We start from the raw sequence: 18,325 nt of genomic DNA on the forward strand, positions 1-18,325 counted from the left end.
GAAGCGACTTAATATCCATACCATACTACTTGGGTAATACCAAATAGATACAGTCTAACTCACTTTTAAATTTTTCGCTGTTAGTACTAATGATTCATCAAAGAAGCTATTAATATCACCAATACTATCTATATTTTTCACACTGATAGATTGGTCAATCCTCTTAACTAGATTAGATAGAACTTTGTTAGGCCCAATTTCAACAAATTTATTAGTGCCACGGTTTATCATATGTAAAACCATCTCTCTCCACCTCACTCTGCTTACAACTTGCTCAGCGAGCAAAGCTCTTATAATTTCTGGATCACTTTCCTCTTTAGCTGCAACATTTGACACAAAAGGAATCGAAGGGCGAGTTATGTTGATGCTTTTTAAAAATTCCAGAAGTTTTTCATCAGCAGGTTTCATAAAAGATGAATGAAAAGGCCCACTAACTTGTAATTTTATCATTTTCTTGACACTTGAGTTTTTGAATAAATCAGGTAAGACCTCAAGAGCCTCTGCAGTACCACTCACCACTACCTGCCCACCACCATTATCATTTGCAATTTCACAATCAATTTGAGCTGATTTTAATATACCTTCTACTTCACTTATTTCTGCTCCAAGTAGAGCAAACATTCCACCTTTGCATTTTAGTGAAGCTTCATGCATTGCTTCGCTACGAACTTTTAGCAATTTGACTGCAGACTCAAGCGTCAATGCCTCTGCAGCACATAGCGCTGTATACTCACCAACTGAATGCCCACAAACATATTGAACATTGTAAAGAGATTTACCAAATACGTGCTTCATAACACGTAGCGTTGCAATTGACACTGCCATTATAGCTGGCTGAGCGTTTTCCGTGATGGTTAATTTCTCAATAGGGCCATTGAAAATCAAATGAGACAACTTTCTACCCAATATGTCATCTACTTCATCAAATACGTTCCTTGCAACTGAAAATTCATCATATAAGCTCTTTCCCATTCCTACAAATTGAGAGCCCTGACCAGGAAAAGCAAAAATCATAAAAAATTTTTCATTCTTCATTGAGAATACTACTTTATTTATTTTTTGTCAATATTTCACAATAATGATTGACCAAATGAACCAGATTCACTAAAATCTTAGCTGGTAAGAAATTTGTAAGAACAATGGCAGAAATCGATTATCACAAAGTTACTATAGTTATGACAGGTGGTCAAGAGTTTGAAACCTATTCCACTTATGGAAAAGAAGGTCAAAGAATAAAACTTGATAGAGATCCTCTTACTCACCCTGCATGGACTGGAAGCTTGACAAGCGGTTCAGGAGAGAAGGATAGTAAGATAGCTAAGTTTAATGATAAATACGGGAGTCTTTTTTAGTTCCTCCCCTCTTTATTTAACATGTATAAATATAAAAATGTAGGCTACATTGCTTCTTCGCTACCCAAGTCTCAAGAAGTATCTAAACTACTACAGGAGCTTAATTTTATCAATATAGCAGAAGCAAGTAATCCTGAAATTGATCTGCTGATAGTTGTTGGCGGCGATGGTTTTATGCTACGCACCCTGCACAAATACGTTATAGGAAATAAAGGTATACATGTGTATGGAATAAATACCGGTAATGTCGGATTTTTGATGAATAAATGCTGTAGCCGCGATGAAGATCTAATTAATCATATAGAACATGCAGTTCCGACTCAGTTAACTTTACTAAAAATGGAAGCCACAGACATAAGTGGCAAAAAACACCATTACATCGCAGTAAATGAAGTGTATGTCTTCAGAAATGCAAATCAAATAGTAGAGATGAATATTACCATTAATGATAAGCTAAAAGTAGAAAAATTCAGAGGGGATGGCATAATATTGTCTACTCCCACAGGTAGCACTGCATATAACTTCTCTGCCGGTGGGCCAATATTACCACTTAATTCAAATTTATTTGCACTTACTTCCATAAATAGTTACTACCCAAGGCATTGGAATGGGGCGCTGATCTCAAATGATACAATAGTGCAAATTGATATCAACGACGTGGAAAATCGTCCAGCACTTGTAGTATCAGATTACAAGGAATTTCCTGATATATCGCAGATAAAAATGCAGAAAGATCACGAAAACACAGTCACTCTGCTTTTTGATAAAGATTGCTCATTAGACGAGAGGATTTTTGATAAGCAATTTTTATACTAAACTCTTCATATTTATCTTTAAATTAGTATTTACCATATCTTAGTAAATACAGAGTAATTAATGTAACATTGTAATTAATTTTGGAGCAAATATGCCTGGGAATGAACAAAACGTCACACTGCTTTCTCATACAGCAGTGAGTGAAAATAGTAAAGCAACTTCACCAACACCAGCTCCCAGAACAAGTACTCCAAAACAAGATGGCAAAAACACAAATCCATTTGAAGAAGCAGAAGAAGCTACCTCGAATAAGCCATCACCTATTCTACCAACTAATCAAGTTTCACAACTTGATGAAACACCCCCTCCTGTTCCGCCAAAACATCAAGCTTTACTAGATAGAAATTCACCTGATACTATAGTACCACGAACCTCTTCTTCTCAAGGAGAAGATGAGCCAACTCATGCTTATGTATCAGAAATATTATCTTCAAAAGATTCGCTTAGTAATCCATTAGAAGAATCTCCTTATGCAAAGTTGAATTTATCTACTTTAAACGGATCAGCTGACAGTAAACCAGAAAAACCTGCTTATGCAGTTATAGATAAAAGTAAAAAAATTCCCAAAAAGAGTCCTGATAATCAAACAGATAGTCAACATCCAACTCTAAGCAGATCAGTTTCACAAGAAACAGTATTTGATAACCCTGACGATCTTGATCTCGATAAAACAACATCATGGTTAAAAAGAGGATTAAGTAGAAATACATCTTCAAGTTTTCCGCCATCATATAAGACAGATGGCTCTGAACAGCCTTTAATTTCAAATAGTAAATCTGATATGGACAGCGATATAATTTTAAAGAACAAAAAAATAAACAGAGTCTTGCCAAGAGCGCAATATGCCATACAGCAGAAAGGCGTTGTAATTTTTGGTGCGGCCGCTATCGTGCTTGGCACATCTACAGCTTTAGTATATTTACAAGATAAGGCAAAATTTATTACGTTCTTTACAAACAGTCCACTCTATACCGTCGTACCGATTATTGCAGTTGCTTCATTGTTTGCAATTAGCCCAATGCTGCTTGGAATAAAACAGTTTGTAAATACCAAAGAATATCAAACTCAAGAAAAAAATGCAGATGAAGTTTTAGACAATGTTTTGAGACACCAGCCAGAAGATAAAGTTATAAAGTCTGTAAGGCTGGAATATAGCAATGGCACTCATTCAAATTTTGTATTTAATGCTTGGGAATCTAAAAAAGGCTTCGTCAATATTGATGAAAAAGTAATCAGTAAAACTAATAAAATAGAGTCCGTAATTAATAATAGGCCACTATTTACTGCATTATTAACTGGTGTAGTTGCTGCAAATATAGCGCTCCCTTTATTGCTTTATGCAGAAGGTGGTGTTAATAATATACAAAAATTTTACCAAAACCCTTTGACCAATAATATAAGATTATTACCACTTATAGGCTTAGGTATATTTGCATTACTAGCTGTATGTCTTGGCGTGCATTACTATAGAAAAACAAATTGCACTAATCTTGTATATTCTGAAGAAACGATTGATCCTAAAAATGTTAATGGGAAATTCATTGAGGAAATAAAACGAGAAAGAACAAATGTTCTTGGAGAAAATCATAGTAAAGACGCTAAACGCAGCAGTTTAACGCTTGAGCAGGTTGTAGTTCAATCTCACAATTATAAGGATGCTATCTATAGTATAGATGGATGAAATAAATCTCCTACAATGTCCATTGATTGGAATTTTTATACTTGCTAAGGCCTCGCTATTTGAGTACCTTAAGCTAAAGGGGTTTGTTTATGAAAAAAGTTTTAGTATTTATACCTTTAGTAGCAGCTATATTGATAGTCGTTAATTTTTTATATAAAAATAGCGGAATTGATGATTCACAAGTAGTAAACGTTTATTCATCACGTAAAGAAGAATTAGTACATAGTTTATTTGATGAATTTACAAAAAATACCGGTATCAAGGTACGTTATATCATTGACGATTATTCTCAATTGCTTTCACGCATGGAAAATGGTGGTGAAGCTGATTTGTTTTTAACTGCAGATGCGGTGAATTTGATTTTAGCCAAAAAAAGAGGGCTCTTATCTCGAGTGGATTCAGAAACTCTAAAAAATGCCATACCTGCAAAATTTAGAGATAATGAAGATTATTGGTTTGGTCTCACAAAAAGAGCTAGAATATTGGTTTACAATAAAGAATCAGTAGATCCTAAGGAATTAAGTACCTATGAAGATTTAGCGAATGAAAAATGGAAAGGGAAAATATTAGTACGCTCTTCCACAAGTCCATATAACCGATCATTGATCGCTTTTATGATTGCAAAAAATGGTTTTGAAAAAACAAAAGAATGGGTGAGTGGAATTGTAAGCAACATGGCAAGAAAACCAAGCGGTGGTGACACAGATCAAATTTATGCTGTAGCCGCTGGTGAAGGCAATGTTGCAATAGTAAATAGCTACTACTTTGCAAGAATCCTTTCATCAGAAAATAAAAAGAATATCACAGAAAAGTTAGAAGCTTTCTTTCCTAATGATGGTGTAATGGTGAATATTAGTGGTGCAGCAGTAACAAAAAACGCAAAACACAGAGAAAATGCCATAGCTTTATTGGAGTTTTTTGTAAGCAAACAGGCTCAAGAGCTATATGCTAAAAAAAATCAAGAATATCCCATTGTTGAAGGTATTGAAACTTCTGATGTGTTAAAATCTTGGGGAAATTACCTACAAAGTACTCTGCCTATAAGTGAGCTTGAGAAGCATCTCTTTGAGGCTGTTATGATAGCAGATGAATATAAGTGGAAATAAAATTTTATAGCTTCCTTCTACTTTACTTTACAGTTGTGTAATTGAAATTAAGAAAGTAGAATAAGCTCAAAAAAGGAGCTATGGACAAGAGAAGGAATTTATTAAATATCTCAGACCTCACGATCGGTGATGTAGAAAATATAACTAAATTAGCCAACCAATACCTTGAAGAAAAAGTTGAAAATAGTCATGTTCTGAAAAATAAAATAGTCATAAACCTATTCTTTGAAGATTCAACACGCACGCTCGCATCTTTTGAAATAGCAGCAAAAAGCCTTGGAGCAAATGTTATAACTTTACCAATAAAATCTTCTTCTATTAACAAAGGGGAAGATCTAAAAGATATGATAAAAACACTAAATGCAATGAATCCTGACTATATGATAATCAGGCATAAAAGTAGTGGTATTATTAATACATTGGCAAAGCATGTCAACTGCTCGCTAATCAACGCAGGCGATGGAAGCAGTGAACACCCAACTCAAGCTCTTGCAGATTATCTTGTAATTATCAATCATAAAAAGCAAATAAAAAACCTCAAAGTTGTGATATGTGGAGATATTTTGCACAGTAGAGTTGCAAGATCAAATATAAGATTGCTAAAAATGTTTGGAGCAAAAATAAGCTTGGTTGCTCCACCAACTTTGATTTGTAAGCATTTTTCTGAAGTAGATTCACTTCATTATTCATTAACTGAAGGTATAAAGGATGCTGACGTAATTATGCTTTTAAGATTGCAAAAAGAACGCATGAATAATAGTTCTTCAGAAAAAGAATATTTTTATTTGTATGGACTTGATGCACAAAAACTATCGTACGCAAAACCCGATGCAATTGTTATGCACCCAGGACCAATAAATAGAGGTATCGAAATTAGCAATGATATAGCAGATTGTGTTATTTTACAGCAAGTAAAGTTTGGATTAGCAACGCGTAAGGCAGTACTGCACTATTTAATTAATGTTTAACTTTAATTAATTTTAAGGAATTTTAGACATAATGATCCTCCTATAAAAAACGATTTAGAAAAATATAACACACCTCATGATAGAAATTAAGTATGCACTAAAGTAGACTGTGCTATATTTTTTTATTGAGAGATTAGTTGAAAAGCCTGCAGACTTGAATAAGGTGAACTTCGAGTCTAAAATGCCCTCATTCTTACTAAGAAGAATCAAACTACCAAATGTGTCAAGTAATTTTTTGCATTTATTTACAATTAAGAACATTTATTTGCAAAAAATACTATAAATATAAAATGATAGATGTCATAAAAGTAGCCAGCACTGGCATCCAGTTAAATTTGTGAGTTAAAAGTTATGCTAAAATATAACGTTTCTAATGATGATAGAAAATGGATCCCAGTGTCGGAGCACTGGGATGACATTGTTTAGTACGCAAATTGCCACAATGTTCATACAGCTGTATACTGATTTCTTTAATGTCCGTACAGTTGTATGTCAGCTACTCGAATGACAATTTCAGATAAAACCTAGATAAAAGAGAAAAATAAATTTTTACATAATCATACTTGTACAATAACTAAAGCACTTTTTACTGTAGATTAATCATTTGATTATAGTATCATTTTAATTAAGCCTATATTTGCAATGTTTATGAAATATAAAGCATTCTTCATACTATTAATTGTTATATCTAACCTGCTTGCTGCAGAACGGCCTGAAGAAAATAAAAATGAAAGCAGTATAAATCAAGAAGACGTATCGAAAAGCAACACTGATGCTGAAAAAACTTCTCCGCTTCTGAGCGAACTCAAAGAAAGCACAGACCCAACAAATGTAATCAATGAAGAAGTACCTTCAAGTAATCAAACAAACCTACAGTCTGAAGAGGAGACTAATATAAAAGATACCGAATTTTCAATAAGTCCTTTATTAGAAGAAAAAAAAGAAGAACCTGAAGAGAAGAAAATCAGTTACAATAATCAAACAAACCTACAGCCTGAAGAGGAGATTAGCAAAAAAGACACCGAACTTTCAACAAGCCAATTAACAGAGAAAAAGAAAGAAGAACAGCCTGACAATATAACACCTGTGAACAAAGAAAATGAAGAAAGCGAAAAATGGACAAAGCTAAACAAAGAAATAAAAAAACATAAAAGCAAGTCTATATATAAAAGACAATATGATAGCCTAAATGAGCACCTTCCTAAAACTATATTTACTGATGATTACAGTAAGCAATTTTTTTACTGCATCAAGAAGGGCAACTTAATTTGTCTAAGAGGAGTAATAAATAAGCTAGAAAAAATTGGATTAACAATTCAAGAAATACTAAGATTTAGAAATAAATTGGGTGATACTCCTCTAATTTATGCAGTGAAACAAGGTCAAATAGACACAGTTCGCTTTCTCTTATTACAAGGTGCTGATCCTAGAGTAGTTGATAATAATCTTAGGTCTCCTATTGAAATAGCAATCGAAAGGAAGCAGATCAACATAATAAACGCAATTGCTGAAATGATGCCATACCTTTTAGAGGATAAAGAAATAAACAATGAAGAAGACTCAGAGATGTATAACTTTGCTATAAAAACAAAAGAAAGTACCTGCGATGCAAAAGATAATTAGACTTTTGATATTAATTTTAGTTGGTCATTTATGCTATGGAGATGATGCAATCAATGATTTTTTAAGTGCTCTGCACGATGTAAAATACGTATCTTACAATACAAAAGATTTTGCTAAATTTTTAGTACAGTGTAATAAAGCCAGCATACCACAAGATTTTAAGAAAGGTTTTGGTCCTAATTTAAATGGTGCTAATTTTAGTCAATTGTATTTAAGCAAATCTATTTTTGATGGAGTAAGTTTAATTGGTGCCGATTTTTCTAACACCGATTTATCAGATGTGTCTTTTATCGATGTTGATTTACGTGGTGCCAATTTTTCCAATGCTAATTTACATGGCGTTAAAATAAAAGGCACAAATTTAAGTTTTTCAAAATTTGCTTCTACAAATTTAACAGATATCATATTTGATCAGTCTAATATCAGTTATGCTGACTTTATCAATTCTAATCTCAACAAAGTAAGTATGCGTAATATAATTGGTTTGCATACCAAATTTTTGAATGTAAAAATGAATTTCTCCGATCTATTAAACTCGAATGCTAGCTACATAAATTTTAGTGATAGTGAAATAAACGATACTGTTATGCAGAAGAATAATTTCGACAATGCAAGTTTCTTTGGAGTGGCTGCACACAAGCTCAAGATACAATTTTCTTCACTAAAAAATGCTAATATATACGGTGCTGAAATAAAAAAATCGGATTTTACAGGTAGCAATCTTTCAAGCGCTTATCTTAACTCTTCCATTATAGTTGATAGTAACTTTGAAAAAGCCAATTTAAGCAATTCACAAATTTCCTATGTGAAAGGGGATAATTCAAACTTCATTAAATCTATACTAAATGGTTCGAAGATAAAACATGCATATGTTTTCGAAGCAGACCTTCAGGATGCTGATTTATCTAATATTGATTTTAGTTTTAGTGAATTGTATAAAGTTAATACCTATGATGCTAACATTTGTCATGGAAAGTTTCATAATACTAAAGTTGTGAATTCTGACATGAGTGGTTCGTTCTTTGATCATTCATTGTTTACCTCTGCAAAAATAGAAGATTCAGATCTTTCTAGAACTTCAATTCATAAGACAAAAATTAAAGACTCTCAAATTTATAATAGTACTCTTTCCCACCATAATATGGATTCGAGTGAGATAGAAAATTCAATATTCTTCAAATTATTAGCTGATAATTCGAGCTGGTCTAACTTAAAAGTCACTAATTCAAATTTTATTAAAAGTGATTTCAAATCCTCTGTGTTTTATGATAATACCTTTAGAAAGACTAGTTTTTTTCTTAGCAATTTGAGTGATTCGACAATAAGTGATATGTCTTTTCTCTCTTCAAGCATATATAAAAGTTCAATTGCTGATATTCATTTAACAGATTGCAAATTTGATAATTCAATTTTGATTGACAATCAAGGACAGACAAAAATTACAAATCTAGAGAATGCCATAACTTCGATTAAGGATCTGCAAGAGAAAATATCGCAGGGCAAAAAATTTGATGTAAATTATTCTTACTTTGAGTTTAAGGGTATGAATTTAGAAAATGCTAATTTTGCTAATTCAATATTAAGTAGAGCAAAGTTTGTAAACGTTAATTTGAATAAGGCAAATCTTGAAAAAGCTGATTTACGTTATACTATTTTTGATAATTCCTCTCTTGTTGATGCTAATTTATCAAATTCTAATTTAGAAGGCTCTAGCCTTTTAAACTTTGACTCAAAAAAAAATACAAAGTCTTAAAAAACTCTATAATGTACTTGTTAAATAAAGAAAAATGACCGTAAAAAATGAGGGCATACTACTGATTCTATCCTCTCCTTCTGGAGCTGGAAAAACTACTATATCAGAAAAATTACTTGAGCAATCAACCGATTTAGTTATGTCTGTTTCTATGACTACACGCAAACCTCGTTCCGGTGAAGTAAATGGAAAAGACTATTTTTTCGTTACTGAAGAAAAGTTTCATGAACTATGTAAGGCTGGTCAAATGCTTGAATATGCTAAAGTTTTTGAGAATTTTTACGGTATACCAAAAGATTTTATAGAACAAAACCTGAGCAGTGGCATAAGTGTTTTACTGAATATAGATTGGCAAGGAGCATTTCATTTATTTGAAATCTTAAGAGAAAAAGTTGTAAGTGTTTTTATACTACCTCCCTCAATGGAAGAGCTTAGACTGCGTCTGCAAAGGCGTAATAGTGATGATGAAATTGAAATAGAGCGTAGATTAGCCGAAGCGCAAAAAGAGATAAGTAAAAGTAATAAATATGATTACGTCATAGTTAATGATGATCTTGATAAAAGCGTAGAAGAGATAAAATCAATACTAAGTAAAGGAATGCTTAAAAAATTAGAAGAAAAATCAAGTTTGAAAGATCTATAAAAATATTTGTTTATCTCTTTTAGCAGCACTCATGCTTCACAGTTTAGCCACATTTATTATTTTTTAAGATAAAATAGTTAAAATAGTAGACAAGTGCTAAAGTGGGGATTTGATTATGACAACAGATTTTCTAGTAGAAACTAGCTTTCCACCTATATTTCGATAACATCTAACTCAATTTAAAAGTCCAATTCAATAGGTTGTTAGTTGAAACGCTAACGCCAAGTAGCTTTAATATTGAGGTTTTAGTATGGGTATAGATCTAAGTGTATTAGTTACTAAAGACAAGCAATTGTATGAAACTATAGAGAGAAAGGTAAAAAAAGAAAAACATAAGCATGAAAAACCAAGAGGTCGAGATGGAACACTTAAGGAATGCAAAAGGTTACTTAAGGAAGGTGCTAGCCCTGAAGTATTAATTAAATTAGAAGCATCGCTTAGAGAACAGGAAAAATATTATAGGTATTATATCCAGTGCTTCCTTCCAGTGCTAGGTGAAGTAGTAGAACGATCAAAAAAAATATCAAATGAAACAAAAGAGCAAGTAATTTCTGAAATCACTAAAAGTTGTTTGAGTAGGTACAATGAACAAGACAGTGGCTACGGTAGCGATTTTGAAGATGAAATGAACGGAATATCAGATTCTGATAGCGATTTTGAAGATGAAATAAACGGAATATCGGATTCTGATAATGACGTTCAATTACTAAATGCAATCCAAAATGGAAACAACAGGAAATTTAGAAAATATCTAAAAGATTGCACAAGTGTCAGTGGCATAACAGATGAAAAAGGAAATAATATTTTACACCTTATTACATCGCTCGAAAAGAAACAAAAGCTTAAGTTTCTAGATACCTTGATAAAAATAGCTAACGAGAAAAATTTAGTACAACTTGTTGATAGCGAAAATCAAGAAGGAAAGACTCCTTTTCAGGTAGCACTAATTAACAAGATAATAAAAGGGAAACATGAGTCTAATACAGTTAGAAGTAGCGATAATACACTTAAGTTTCTTGCAAAATTGTTAAAGTATGGAGCCAAGCTAAGCTTACCTACAGAGGATTTAGAAAAATTATCTAAAAAGCAAAATGAATACTATCTTAAATTTTTAGAGAAATTGGCTGAGCGAAAACCAGAAATAAAAACAAAAGTTGAAGAAGTTATAGCCCATACCATAAATACTCCAGATAGTAATGATAATTATCAATTACATTTAGCAATTAAAAATAAAGATGAGAAATCCTTTAAGGAGTTATTGCAAAAAGGAGCAGATATTAGCCTGAAAGATACAGATGGTAATAATGCTTTACATCTAATAGTTTTAGAATTAAAGCAAAAACGAAAGTTTGAATTTTCAAATATAATATTAAATGTAAGTAAGGAGGAAGAAAAAGAGTATCTTAAAGCACAGTTTAAAAAAGCTATAAATGCTGAAAATACAGCAAAACAAACACCTCTTTATTATTTATTCCAGCATATAAAAGAAAAAAATGAAGATCGATCATGTACAGATAAAAAATTTGAAAAAACAAATAGATATAAAGCCTTAGAGTTATTTCTCCAAAATGGCGCTGATATTACTGCTCAAGACAAAGAGGGTAATAATGCTTTGCACTATATTGCTTCGCTAAAAGGAGAACAAAAGGTTGCATGTTTGGAGTTGATTTCCAGTTTAGTAAAAGAAAAAGAAATATCTGAAGATCAGTTAGGTAAGGTCATAAAGGCCATTAACGAAGAAGGACGAACACCGCTACAAGTATCACTAACAAAAAAAGCAGAAAAAGGCAACCACCTTTCGCAAGTGAAAACAATTTTTGATCTAGGGAAAAAGTACGACAATACAACAAAGTTTTGTGCAAAGCTGCTAGAAATAGGTGCTGATTCCCGTTCTCTGAAACTAAAAGATCGAGAATTTCATACTGAAAAATATTATTGCACTTTACGTAATTTAGAAAATTACTCAAAAACTCCACAAGAAGGAAAGGTAAAAGCTAAAGAACTAAGGAAAAAACTTGAAAAAAAATATAACGTTAGAACTTTTTCAAAAAAATGTCAGCATATTCTACACAAAACAGGAGATGGCCTCAAAGCTGCATGGAAATGCATTGATCCTGGCAGAAGAGCTAGCATATTGTTAGCAATTACAGTAGCAACTACTATTATTACGATGGTAACACTTTCTTGCTTCCAAGGACAAATTGCAATTGGAGCAGCGTTACCCATCATAGCTATAACGGGCACGGTCTGTCTGATAGTCACTTTGGGACTTAGCGGCATTAGGAAACATGTTAAAGAATTAACCAACGATCAGCAAACCAGTAAAGATAATCTCCAAACTGCAACACAACCTGAAAATGTTACTGAACAACAAAATTTAGCTAACAACTCAGCAGAGCAAGAAGTACAAAGATCGTCAAATCAATCGGAGCATACAGAAAGCCCAGCTACTCAAATGAGCTATGTATCAATACTACGTCAATTTATAAATAAACCAGATGGGTTAACTAATAAATTCTCTTTTCCGGGGCGATGAAATCAATCTCATCGCTCAGAGTTTTTTCAGCAACTTTTTTATAGTCAATTTCTACACTAACTTGGCTTTTCTCTTCTTTAAGCCATGCTATAGTATGCTTCATCCAGTTTTTATCATCACGTTCAGGGAAATCTTCACGAGCATGAGCACCCCTGCTTTCCTCGCGATTAGCTGCGCATTCCATGGTAATAACTGCTTGTGGAATCATATTGGCAAGCTCCAGCGCTTCAACCAAATCACTATTCCATATCATACTGCGATCTTCAACTGCAATGTTAGGCATCATTTTTGCTACTTCTTTTATAGCTTTTTTACCTTCCTCTAAAACTTCAGCAACACGGAATACCGATGCATATTTCTGCATAGTGTGCTGCATTTCACTTCGTATTTTTGCTACTTTGAACTCTCCAGAAGCAAATCGCATTTTATTAAATCTATCTACTATCAAGTCTGTGCAGTCTGAATGCAATTTTTTATGTGGTGTATCAGGTTTCAATTTTTCTTTTGCCCTAAGCGCGGCAGCTCTACCAAAAACCACAAGATCAAGAAGCGAGTTGGAACCTAGTCGATTTGCACCATGTACAGAAACACATGCTGCCTCTCCTATTGCAAATAATCCTTCTACCACTTCTTCTTTACCTTTTTGCAACGTGATCACTTCCCCATGATAGTTGGTTGGAATACCTCCCATGTTATAGTGAACAGTTGGAATAACAGGTATCGGATCTTTAGTAACATCAACTCCTGCAAAGGTCTTTGCTGTTTCACTAATACCTGGCAATCTGAGCTTTATTACTTCCGGATCAAGATGGGCTATATTCAAGTACATGTGATCTTTCTTTGGCCCAACTCCCCTTCCCTCTCTAATTTCAATTGTCATTGCTCGACTTACTACATCACGAGAAGCCAAATCTTTTGCCTTTGGCGCATAACGTTCCATAAACTTCTCACCCTGAGAATTAACGAGGTACCCACCTTCACCGCGGCATCCTTCCGTCATCAAGCACCCTGAGCCATATATTCCTGTTGGATGAAATTGCACAAATTCCATATCTTCAAGTGGCAACCCAGCTCTCACCACCATGCCATTACCATCACCTGTGCAGGTGTGTGCACTTGTTGCAGAAAAATAAACACGTCCATAACCACCTGTTGCTATTACCACAGAATGTGCACGAAATCTATGCAACGTACCATCACACAGCGACCAAGCTATCACCCCACAGCATGTCCCTTTGTCCATAATCAAATCGATTACAAAATATTCAACAAAAAATTCAGCGTTAAATTTAAGACATTGCTGATATAGAGTATGAAGAATTGCATGCCCAGTTTTATCTGCTGCTGCACAAGTACGCTGAGCCGATTTTCCTTTACCAAAGTGAGTTGTCATTCCACCAAAGGCACGCTGATATATTTTTCCATCTTCCGTACGAGAAAAGGGTACACCAAAATTTTCAAGTTCAATCACAGCTTTTGCAGCATTTTTACACATATACTCTATTGCATCTTGATCGCCAAGCCAGTCTGAACCTTTTATTGTATCATATGCATGCCAGCGCCAGTCATCTTCAGCAATATTACTCAAAGCTGCACTAATTCCTCCTTGCGCTGCAACTGTATGACTTCGTGTAGGGAAAATTTTAGAAATGCAGGCAACTGAAAAATTAGTTGCAGCCATTCCAAGTGTTGCTCTAAGCCCCGCTCCTCCTGCACCTACTATTACCACATCATATTCATGTTCTATGATTTCGTATTCTGACTTATCCATATTCACTTATTTTATCATTACAGGCTTATAGTAGCACATAATAGGAAAAATCTATACTAGTTTTCCAAATGTAAGCTTCTGAAACAAACCTATAGTAAATAATGTCATAACAACCATAGGGTGTTATGAAAGTAGCTGACACTGGAATCCGACTTCTATTATACCAAACCGTTTGATATGCTTATCCACAATCAAAATTCCTGGATCCCAGTGTCTGAGCACTGGGATAACACTATCATAGAGGAGTAAGTGTAGTTACTTGCATAACATTGATGACTTATGCCTATTTAATTAGATCTAAAATTAGATAGAAAAAGGTAATCTTGATAAAACTCATTTACAACAAGTTCTCTCGCACTTGAATTTTCCGTTTGCACTTTTTTGTATCCTAATTTATGGCTTATTGAATCTTTATATGCACTAACTGCTTTATATATCTTACTTACCTCTCCTGGAAAGATACCACCAACAATTATAACGCATAACCCTGCAACTGTTGCAAAAGCTAGAGTTAAACTTTGCCTCCAGTTAGCTTTTTTTTCTTGTATACTAGCAGGGCACAATTCACTTGACATTTCTTTTAGATACTCGTGCCACATGTGATTGCAGTTTGTACATTTCACTTTTCTTCCAGATTCACCTATTTGCCCACGAGATATTAAGTAAGTTTTAGTACAATTATGACATTGTATTTTCATAGTGCTTACGTATAAAATAATATAAACTTGATGTCAATATGTATATAATAAATGAAAAATTTGCAACTAAAAAATTACAAGATGAGATAGAAAATATTTGGAAAGATAAAGAAAAACTTAACGACTATAATCTAAAACACGAAGCAAGATTAATAATCAAAGAGGTAATTGAGTTACTTGACAGTGGTAAAATTAGAGTAGCAGAAAAGCTATCAAGTGGAGAATGGATAGTACATAAGTGGATAAAGCAGTCAATATTATTACATTTTCTCACTGAGGAAAGCAAAATAATAGACAATACCAATTGCTGGTTTGACAAAATTGGTAGCAAGTTTAGTGAATGGAATGAGGAAAAATTTTACCAGTCAAAAATTAGAGCAGTCCCTGGATGTTTTGTCCGCCAATCTGCTTACATAGGTAAAAATGTTGTTCTAATGCCAAGCTTTATCAACGTTGGTGCATACATTGATTCTGGTACAATGATAGACACTTGGTCAACAGTTGGTAGTTGTGCACAAATAGGAAAAAATTGCCATATTTCCGGTGGAGTGGGAATAGGCGGAGTTCTCGAGCCTATTCAAGCTTCTCCAGTCATTATAGAAGATAATTGCTTCATTGGAGCGCGCAGTGAGGTAGCCGAAGGTGTCATAATAAGAGAAGGATCAGTTCTTGGCATGGGTGTGTTTATTGGAGCATCAACAAAAATTATTGACAGAGAAACAAGCAAGATATTTTATGGTGAAGTACCACCTTACTCTGTAGTTGTACCAGGATCTACTCCACCTAAAAACAACATTTCAACCTATTGCGCAGTTATAGTAAAAAAAGTGGACAAGAAGACAAGATCAAAAACTTCTATAAATGAAATATTGAGAATCTAACTACTTACCGTCACTTTTTTTATCATTATTACTAACTATAGTAATGGCATATGCGCATAATTCTGGAAAAGAGATCCCGTTTTCTTGAGACAGCTTGTATAATTTTTGCAAACTTTCTTTAACTTTATTAGGAATGTTTCCTCCACGCTCCTTTGCAAGCCATGAATCTTGATGGTGAATTGGATGAGTATCACCCTTTGGATTTCCTATATATACTGCAAAAGGTGCATTCTGTCCTTTGAAATCACACTGTACAGTAAATTTTTTTATAGACTCAGCCATTTAAAGACCTCTACTTTTCTTTTTAATCGATTTTATAGCAGGTGGGAGAGATGGTTTTTTGATAAAATCTTGTCTATTGAGCATACTTTCTTTGCCTTCTAAAGCTCGACGAACATCAGCTCTGTTCAATTGTGACTCTTTTGCTACCCTCATTCCATGCTTTACCATAACATTAGCACATGCTAGCACTTTTTTTACTAATTCTAGATCACCATTTAACATTCGAACTAGCGCTTGAAATATTTCTGCTAAAGTCAATCCGTCAGCACTTACAACCTTATTTTCTACAAAATTGATAGCTTCTTTAAATTTATATTCAATACCATCATCTTGAGGTATAAGGGTAACATAATCCGTATCTTGATTGTCCATAACCAAAGCACTACTACTCATATGTCTTTAAACTTATATTATATATATAAATACTCCACTATTTTATAGTATGGCACGCTATAGTTAAATGTTTATTAATAATATGCTCACTTATATACACGAATTAATTGATAAAAGCCAAGGATCAATATCCATCAGTGATTTTATGAACGCTGCTCTATATCATAAAGAGTACGGCTATTACATGAATAAATTACCACTTGGTAAAGATGGTGATTTTATTACTGCACCTGAAATTAGTCAATTATTTGGAGAAACAATCGCAGTTTGGGTAATGCATACATGGGAAAAATTAGGAAAGCCATCAAAATTTTCTCTAGTTGAACTTGGACCAGGTAAAGGAACACTCATTCACGATATAATAAGAGTTACTAAAAAATACAGCTGTTTTTTTAGCTCAATGAACATTCACCTAATTGAAATAAGTCCTCTTTTACAGAAAACACAAAAGGGAAAATTAAAGGGATTAGATATTAACTGGCACACAAATGTCAACAACTTACCAAATCAGCCAACTATTTTTTTTGCAAATGAGTTATTTGATGCTCTTCCAATTGATCAGTTTGTTTATCGTGATGGGCAGTGGTATGAAAATAGAGTGATGAAACAGGATGGCGGTCAGTGTTTGACACTCAAATCCAGAAGAAAAGGATCATGTGTTCCAGCATCATCTATTCAGATAACAAATGGAAAACTTTTTAATGGTGCGGTAGTAGAAGTATGCTTAACTGGAATTGAAATATTAAGAAAGCTTGAGAAGAAGATAGTCAATAATGGAGGAGCTGCTTTGATCATGGATTATGGCTATATATATCCTTCATACAAGAGCACTTTGCAATCGATAAGGCAGCATCAGTATGCTAATTTTCTTGAAAATATTGGTAACAGTGATATTACTGCACTTGTAAACTTTCAAGCGTTAAAAGATTCATTAAAATACTTAAATTGTGAGATTTTAACTCAAAGAGAATTTTTATATTTGTTTGGTATAAAGGAAAGAGCGCAAGCTTTAATGGAAAATGCAAGTAATGAACAGAAGAATAAGATCTTCAGTGAATTTTTAAGGTTAACTGAAAATATGGGTACTCTCTTTAAGGTAATGCTGATTCACCATTTGTAGTCTTGTGTAGTTCTTATGTTAAACATACAAATACTAAAAAATTTACAGAATAAAAAAGGTAAAAGAAACGTATCTGTTCAGCAGAGTAGCAAAATAAGATAGACAGATAAGACTATCATAGGAACAAATAGGTGTCATGAAAGTAGCTAACACTGGCATGACAACAAAAAAGTTACTCAAATGACACCCTTTTGATGCACAATTTTTGGTGCATCACGTACTGATTTTCATCCAAGACGATGTCATGCAAGTAGCTGACACTGGCATCCAGCCTTTTCGCGCAACGTTGTAAAGTGTTTAGTTGAATCCCAGCTGGAATGACACTTGGCTATGCAATAAATCTATTGTCAAAAAAATTACTTCCGCATATTTTGAATCTGATTATAATGACAATTAGAGATATTTTAAGAGCTCAAAATCTATCTTTGTCTGCAGACTTTCAGTTAACTTTTCAATAAAAAACGTAGCGTATCTTTTTCAGCGGTCTGTCATATGTGCGCTGCATTTTTTTCTAATCTTTTTATACAGGAGGATTTTATGTCCAGAATTCCAGATACTTGACCTTTACTTTAGCTAATAACAGGCACCTGTGATTTTTATAAAGAAAGTGTAGGAAAAACTGTTTCCAGGCATAAATTTGCCATGTATACCTAAAAAGTAATTATATTAGCATAATATTCACACTTATATGCCAATATTAAT

The 18,325-nt window shown here is 33.5% G+C and carries 16 protein-coding genes; 11 read left to right on the top strand and 5 right to left on the bottom strand.

Features of this window, described 5'->3' with window-relative positions; genetic code table 11:
• Positions 1–54: 54 nt before the first annotated feature.
• The gene (gene fabD, locus LEM02_RS02965) at positions 55–1,014 is read right to left on the bottom strand and encodes an ACP S-malonyltransferase (RefSeq protein WP_226079694.1); all 960 of its coding nucleotides are present in this window, start codon (positions 1,012–1,014) and stop codon (positions 55–57) included.
• 125 nt (positions 1,015–1,139) lie between these two features.
• On the opposite strand from fabD, the gene rpmE reads away from it, so the two are divergent.
• The 9 genes from rpmE to LEM02_RS03010 all read left to right on the top strand — a co-directional run bounded on the left by rpmE (position 1,140) and on the right by LEM02_RS03010 (position 12,478).
• A complete protein-coding gene (rpmE, locus tag LEM02_RS02970) occupies positions 1,140–1,352 on the top strand; it encodes a 50S ribosomal protein L31 (RefSeq protein WP_226079648.1) in 213 nt (70 codons plus the stop codon).
• Between the two features lie 21 nt (positions 1,353–1,373).
• Complete coding sequence (locus LEM02_RS02975) at positions 1,374–2,168, top strand: NAD kinase (protein ID WP_226079649.1); 795 nt, start codon at positions 1,374–1,376, stop codon at positions 2,166–2,168.
• 91 nt (positions 2,169–2,259) lie between these two features.
• Positions 2,260–3,849: a hypothetical protein gene (locus tag LEM02_RS02980; protein WP_226079650.1), complete on the top strand. Its 1,590-nt coding sequence runs from the start codon at positions 2,260–2,262 to the stop codon at positions 3,847–3,849.
• Between the two features lie 89 nt (positions 3,850–3,938).
• The gene (locus LEM02_RS02985; protein ID WP_226079651.1) at positions 3,939–4,955 is read left to right on the top strand and encodes an extracellular solute-binding protein; all 1,017 of its coding nucleotides are present in this window, start codon (positions 3,939–3,941) and stop codon (positions 4,953–4,955) included.
• 80 nt (positions 4,956–5,035) lie between these two features.
• Positions 5,036–5,923, top strand: a complete 888-nt coding sequence (locus LEM02_RS02990) for an aspartate carbamoyltransferase catalytic subunit (protein ID WP_226079652.1) — start codon at positions 5,036–5,038, stop codon at positions 5,921–5,923.
• 648 nt (positions 5,924–6,571) lie between these two features.
• Positions 6,572–7,546 (top strand): ankyrin repeat domain-containing protein, encoded by a 975-nt coding sequence (locus tag LEM02_RS02995; protein ID WP_226079653.1) that lies wholly within the window; start codon positions 6,572–6,574, stop codon positions 7,544–7,546.
• The gene (locus tag LEM02_RS03000) at positions 7,530–9,299 is read left to right on the top strand and encodes a pentapeptide repeat-containing protein (RefSeq protein WP_226079654.1); all 1,770 of its coding nucleotides are present in this window, start codon (positions 7,530–7,532) and stop codon (positions 9,297–9,299) included. The genes LEM02_RS02995 and LEM02_RS03000 overlap by 17 nt, the downstream gene beginning before the upstream one ends.
• Before the next feature lie 34 nt (positions 9,300–9,333).
• Positions 9,334–9,942, top strand: a complete 609-nt coding sequence (gene gmk, locus LEM02_RS03005) for a guanylate kinase (RefSeq protein ID WP_226079655.1) — start codon at positions 9,334–9,336, stop codon at positions 9,940–9,942.
• Positions 9,943–10,192: 250 nt separating this feature from the next.
• Entirely contained in the window at positions 10,193–12,478 is a 2,286-nt protein-coding gene (locus tag LEM02_RS03010) for an ankyrin repeat domain-containing protein (protein ID WP_226079656.1), read from the top strand.
• Here LEM02_RS03010 and sdhA read toward each other — a convergent pair.
• A complete protein-coding gene (gene sdhA / locus LEM02_RS03015) occupies positions 12,450–14,249 on the bottom strand; it encodes a succinate dehydrogenase flavoprotein subunit (protein ID WP_226079657.1) in 1,800 nt (599 codons plus the stop codon). The two genes, LEM02_RS03010 and sdhA, sit on opposite strands and share 29 nt — an antisense overlap.
• A gap of 287 nt (positions 14,250–14,536) precedes the next feature.
• Positions 14,537–14,947 carry a zinc-ribbon domain-containing protein gene (locus tag LEM02_RS03025; protein ID WP_226079659.1) on the bottom strand — a complete coding sequence of 137 codons (411 nt, stop codon included), beginning with the start codon at positions 14,945–14,947 and terminating at the stop codon, positions 14,537–14,539.
• A 38-nt stretch (positions 14,948–14,985) separates the two neighbouring features.
• Between LEM02_RS03025 and dapD the strand changes: the two genes are divergently transcribed.
• A complete protein-coding gene (gene dapD, locus LEM02_RS03030; RefSeq protein ID WP_226079660.1) occupies positions 14,986–15,828 on the top strand; it encodes a 2,3,4,5-tetrahydropyridine-2,6-dicarboxylate N-succinyltransferase in 843 nt (280 codons plus the stop codon).
• Here dapD and LEM02_RS03035 read toward each other — a convergent pair whose 3' ends face one another.
• Together LEM02_RS03035 and LEM02_RS03040 are read right to left on the bottom strand one after the other, a co-directional pair.
• Positions 15,829–16,110 (bottom strand): DUF2610 domain-containing protein, encoded by a 282-nt coding sequence (locus LEM02_RS03035; protein WP_007302102.1) that lies wholly within the window; start codon positions 16,108–16,110, stop codon positions 15,829–15,831.
• Positions 16,111–16,503, bottom strand: a complete 393-nt coding sequence (locus LEM02_RS03040) for a hypothetical protein (protein WP_226079661.1) — start codon at positions 16,501–16,503, stop codon at positions 16,111–16,113. It abuts the gene before it with no gap.
• Positions 16,504–16,585: 82 nt separating this feature from the next.
• On the opposite strand from LEM02_RS03040, the gene LEM02_RS03045 reads away from it, so the two are divergent.
• A complete protein-coding gene (locus tag LEM02_RS03045) occupies positions 16,586–17,623 on the top strand; it encodes a class I SAM-dependent methyltransferase (protein WP_226079695.1) in 1,038 nt (345 codons plus the stop codon).
• The last annotated feature ends 702 nt before the right edge of the window (positions 17,624–18,325 follow it).

It is taken from the genome of Wolbachia endosymbiont of Tribolium confusum (assembly GCF_020405475.1).
Lineage (GTDB): Bacteria > Pseudomonadota > Alphaproteobacteria > Rickettsiales > Anaplasmataceae > Wolbachia.

What these genes read in the sequence shown, in the direction of transcription:
- fabD (WP_226079694.1), bottom strand. Translation starts at nt 1,014, where the DNA reads ATGATTTTTGCTTTTCCTGGTCAGGGCTCTCAATTTGTAGGAATGGGA.
- rpmE (WP_226079648.1), top strand. Translation starts at nt 1,140, where the DNA reads ATGGCAGAAATCGATTATCACAAAGTTACTATAGTTATGACAGGTGGT.
- LEM02_RS02975 (WP_226079649.1), top strand. Translation starts at nt 1,374, where the DNA reads ATGTATAAATATAAAAATGTAGGCTACATTGCTTCTTCGCTACCCAAG.
- LEM02_RS02980 (WP_226079650.1), top strand. Translation starts at nt 2,260, where the DNA reads ATGCCTGGGAATGAACAAAACGTCACACTGCTTTCTCATACAGCAGTG.
- LEM02_RS02985 (WP_226079651.1), top strand. Translation starts at nt 3,939, where the DNA reads ATGAAAAAAGTTTTAGTATTTATACCTTTAGTAGCAGCTATATTGATA.
- LEM02_RS02990 (WP_226079652.1), top strand. Translation starts at nt 5,036, where the DNA reads ATGGACAAGAGAAGGAATTTATTAAATATCTCAGACCTCACGATCGGT.
- LEM02_RS02995 (WP_226079653.1), top strand. Translation starts at nt 6,572, where the DNA reads ATGAAATATAAAGCATTCTTCATACTATTAATTGTTATATCTAACCTG.
- LEM02_RS03000 (WP_226079654.1), top strand. Translation starts at nt 7,530, where the DNA reads ATGCAAAAGATAATTAGACTTTTGATATTAATTTTAGTTGGTCATTTA.
- gmk (WP_226079655.1), top strand. Translation starts at nt 9,334, where the DNA reads ATGACCGTAAAAAATGAGGGCATACTACTGATTCTATCCTCTCCTTCT.
- LEM02_RS03010 (WP_226079656.1), top strand. Translation starts at nt 10,193, where the DNA reads ATGGGTATAGATCTAAGTGTATTAGTTACTAAAGACAAGCAATTGTAT.
- sdhA (WP_226079657.1), bottom strand. Translation starts at nt 14,249, where the DNA reads ATGGATAAGTCAGAATACGAAATCATAGAACATGAATATGATGTGGTA.
- LEM02_RS03025 (WP_226079659.1), bottom strand. Translation starts at nt 14,947, where the DNA reads ATGAAAATACAATGTCATAATTGTACTAAAACTTACTTAATATCTCGT.
- dapD (WP_226079660.1), top strand. Translation starts at nt 14,986, where the DNA reads ATGTATATAATAAATGAAAAATTTGCAACTAAAAAATTACAAGATGAG.
- LEM02_RS03035 (WP_007302102.1), bottom strand. Translation starts at nt 16,110, where the DNA reads ATGGCTGAGTCTATAAAAAAATTTACTGTACAGTGTGATTTCAAAGGA.
- LEM02_RS03040 (WP_226079661.1), bottom strand. Translation starts at nt 16,503, where the DNA reads ATGAGTAGTAGTGCTTTGGTTATGGACAATCAAGATACGGATTATGTT.
- LEM02_RS03045 (WP_226079695.1), top strand. Translation starts at nt 16,586, where the DNA reads ATGCTCACTTATATACACGAATTAATTGATAAAAGCCAAGGATCAATA.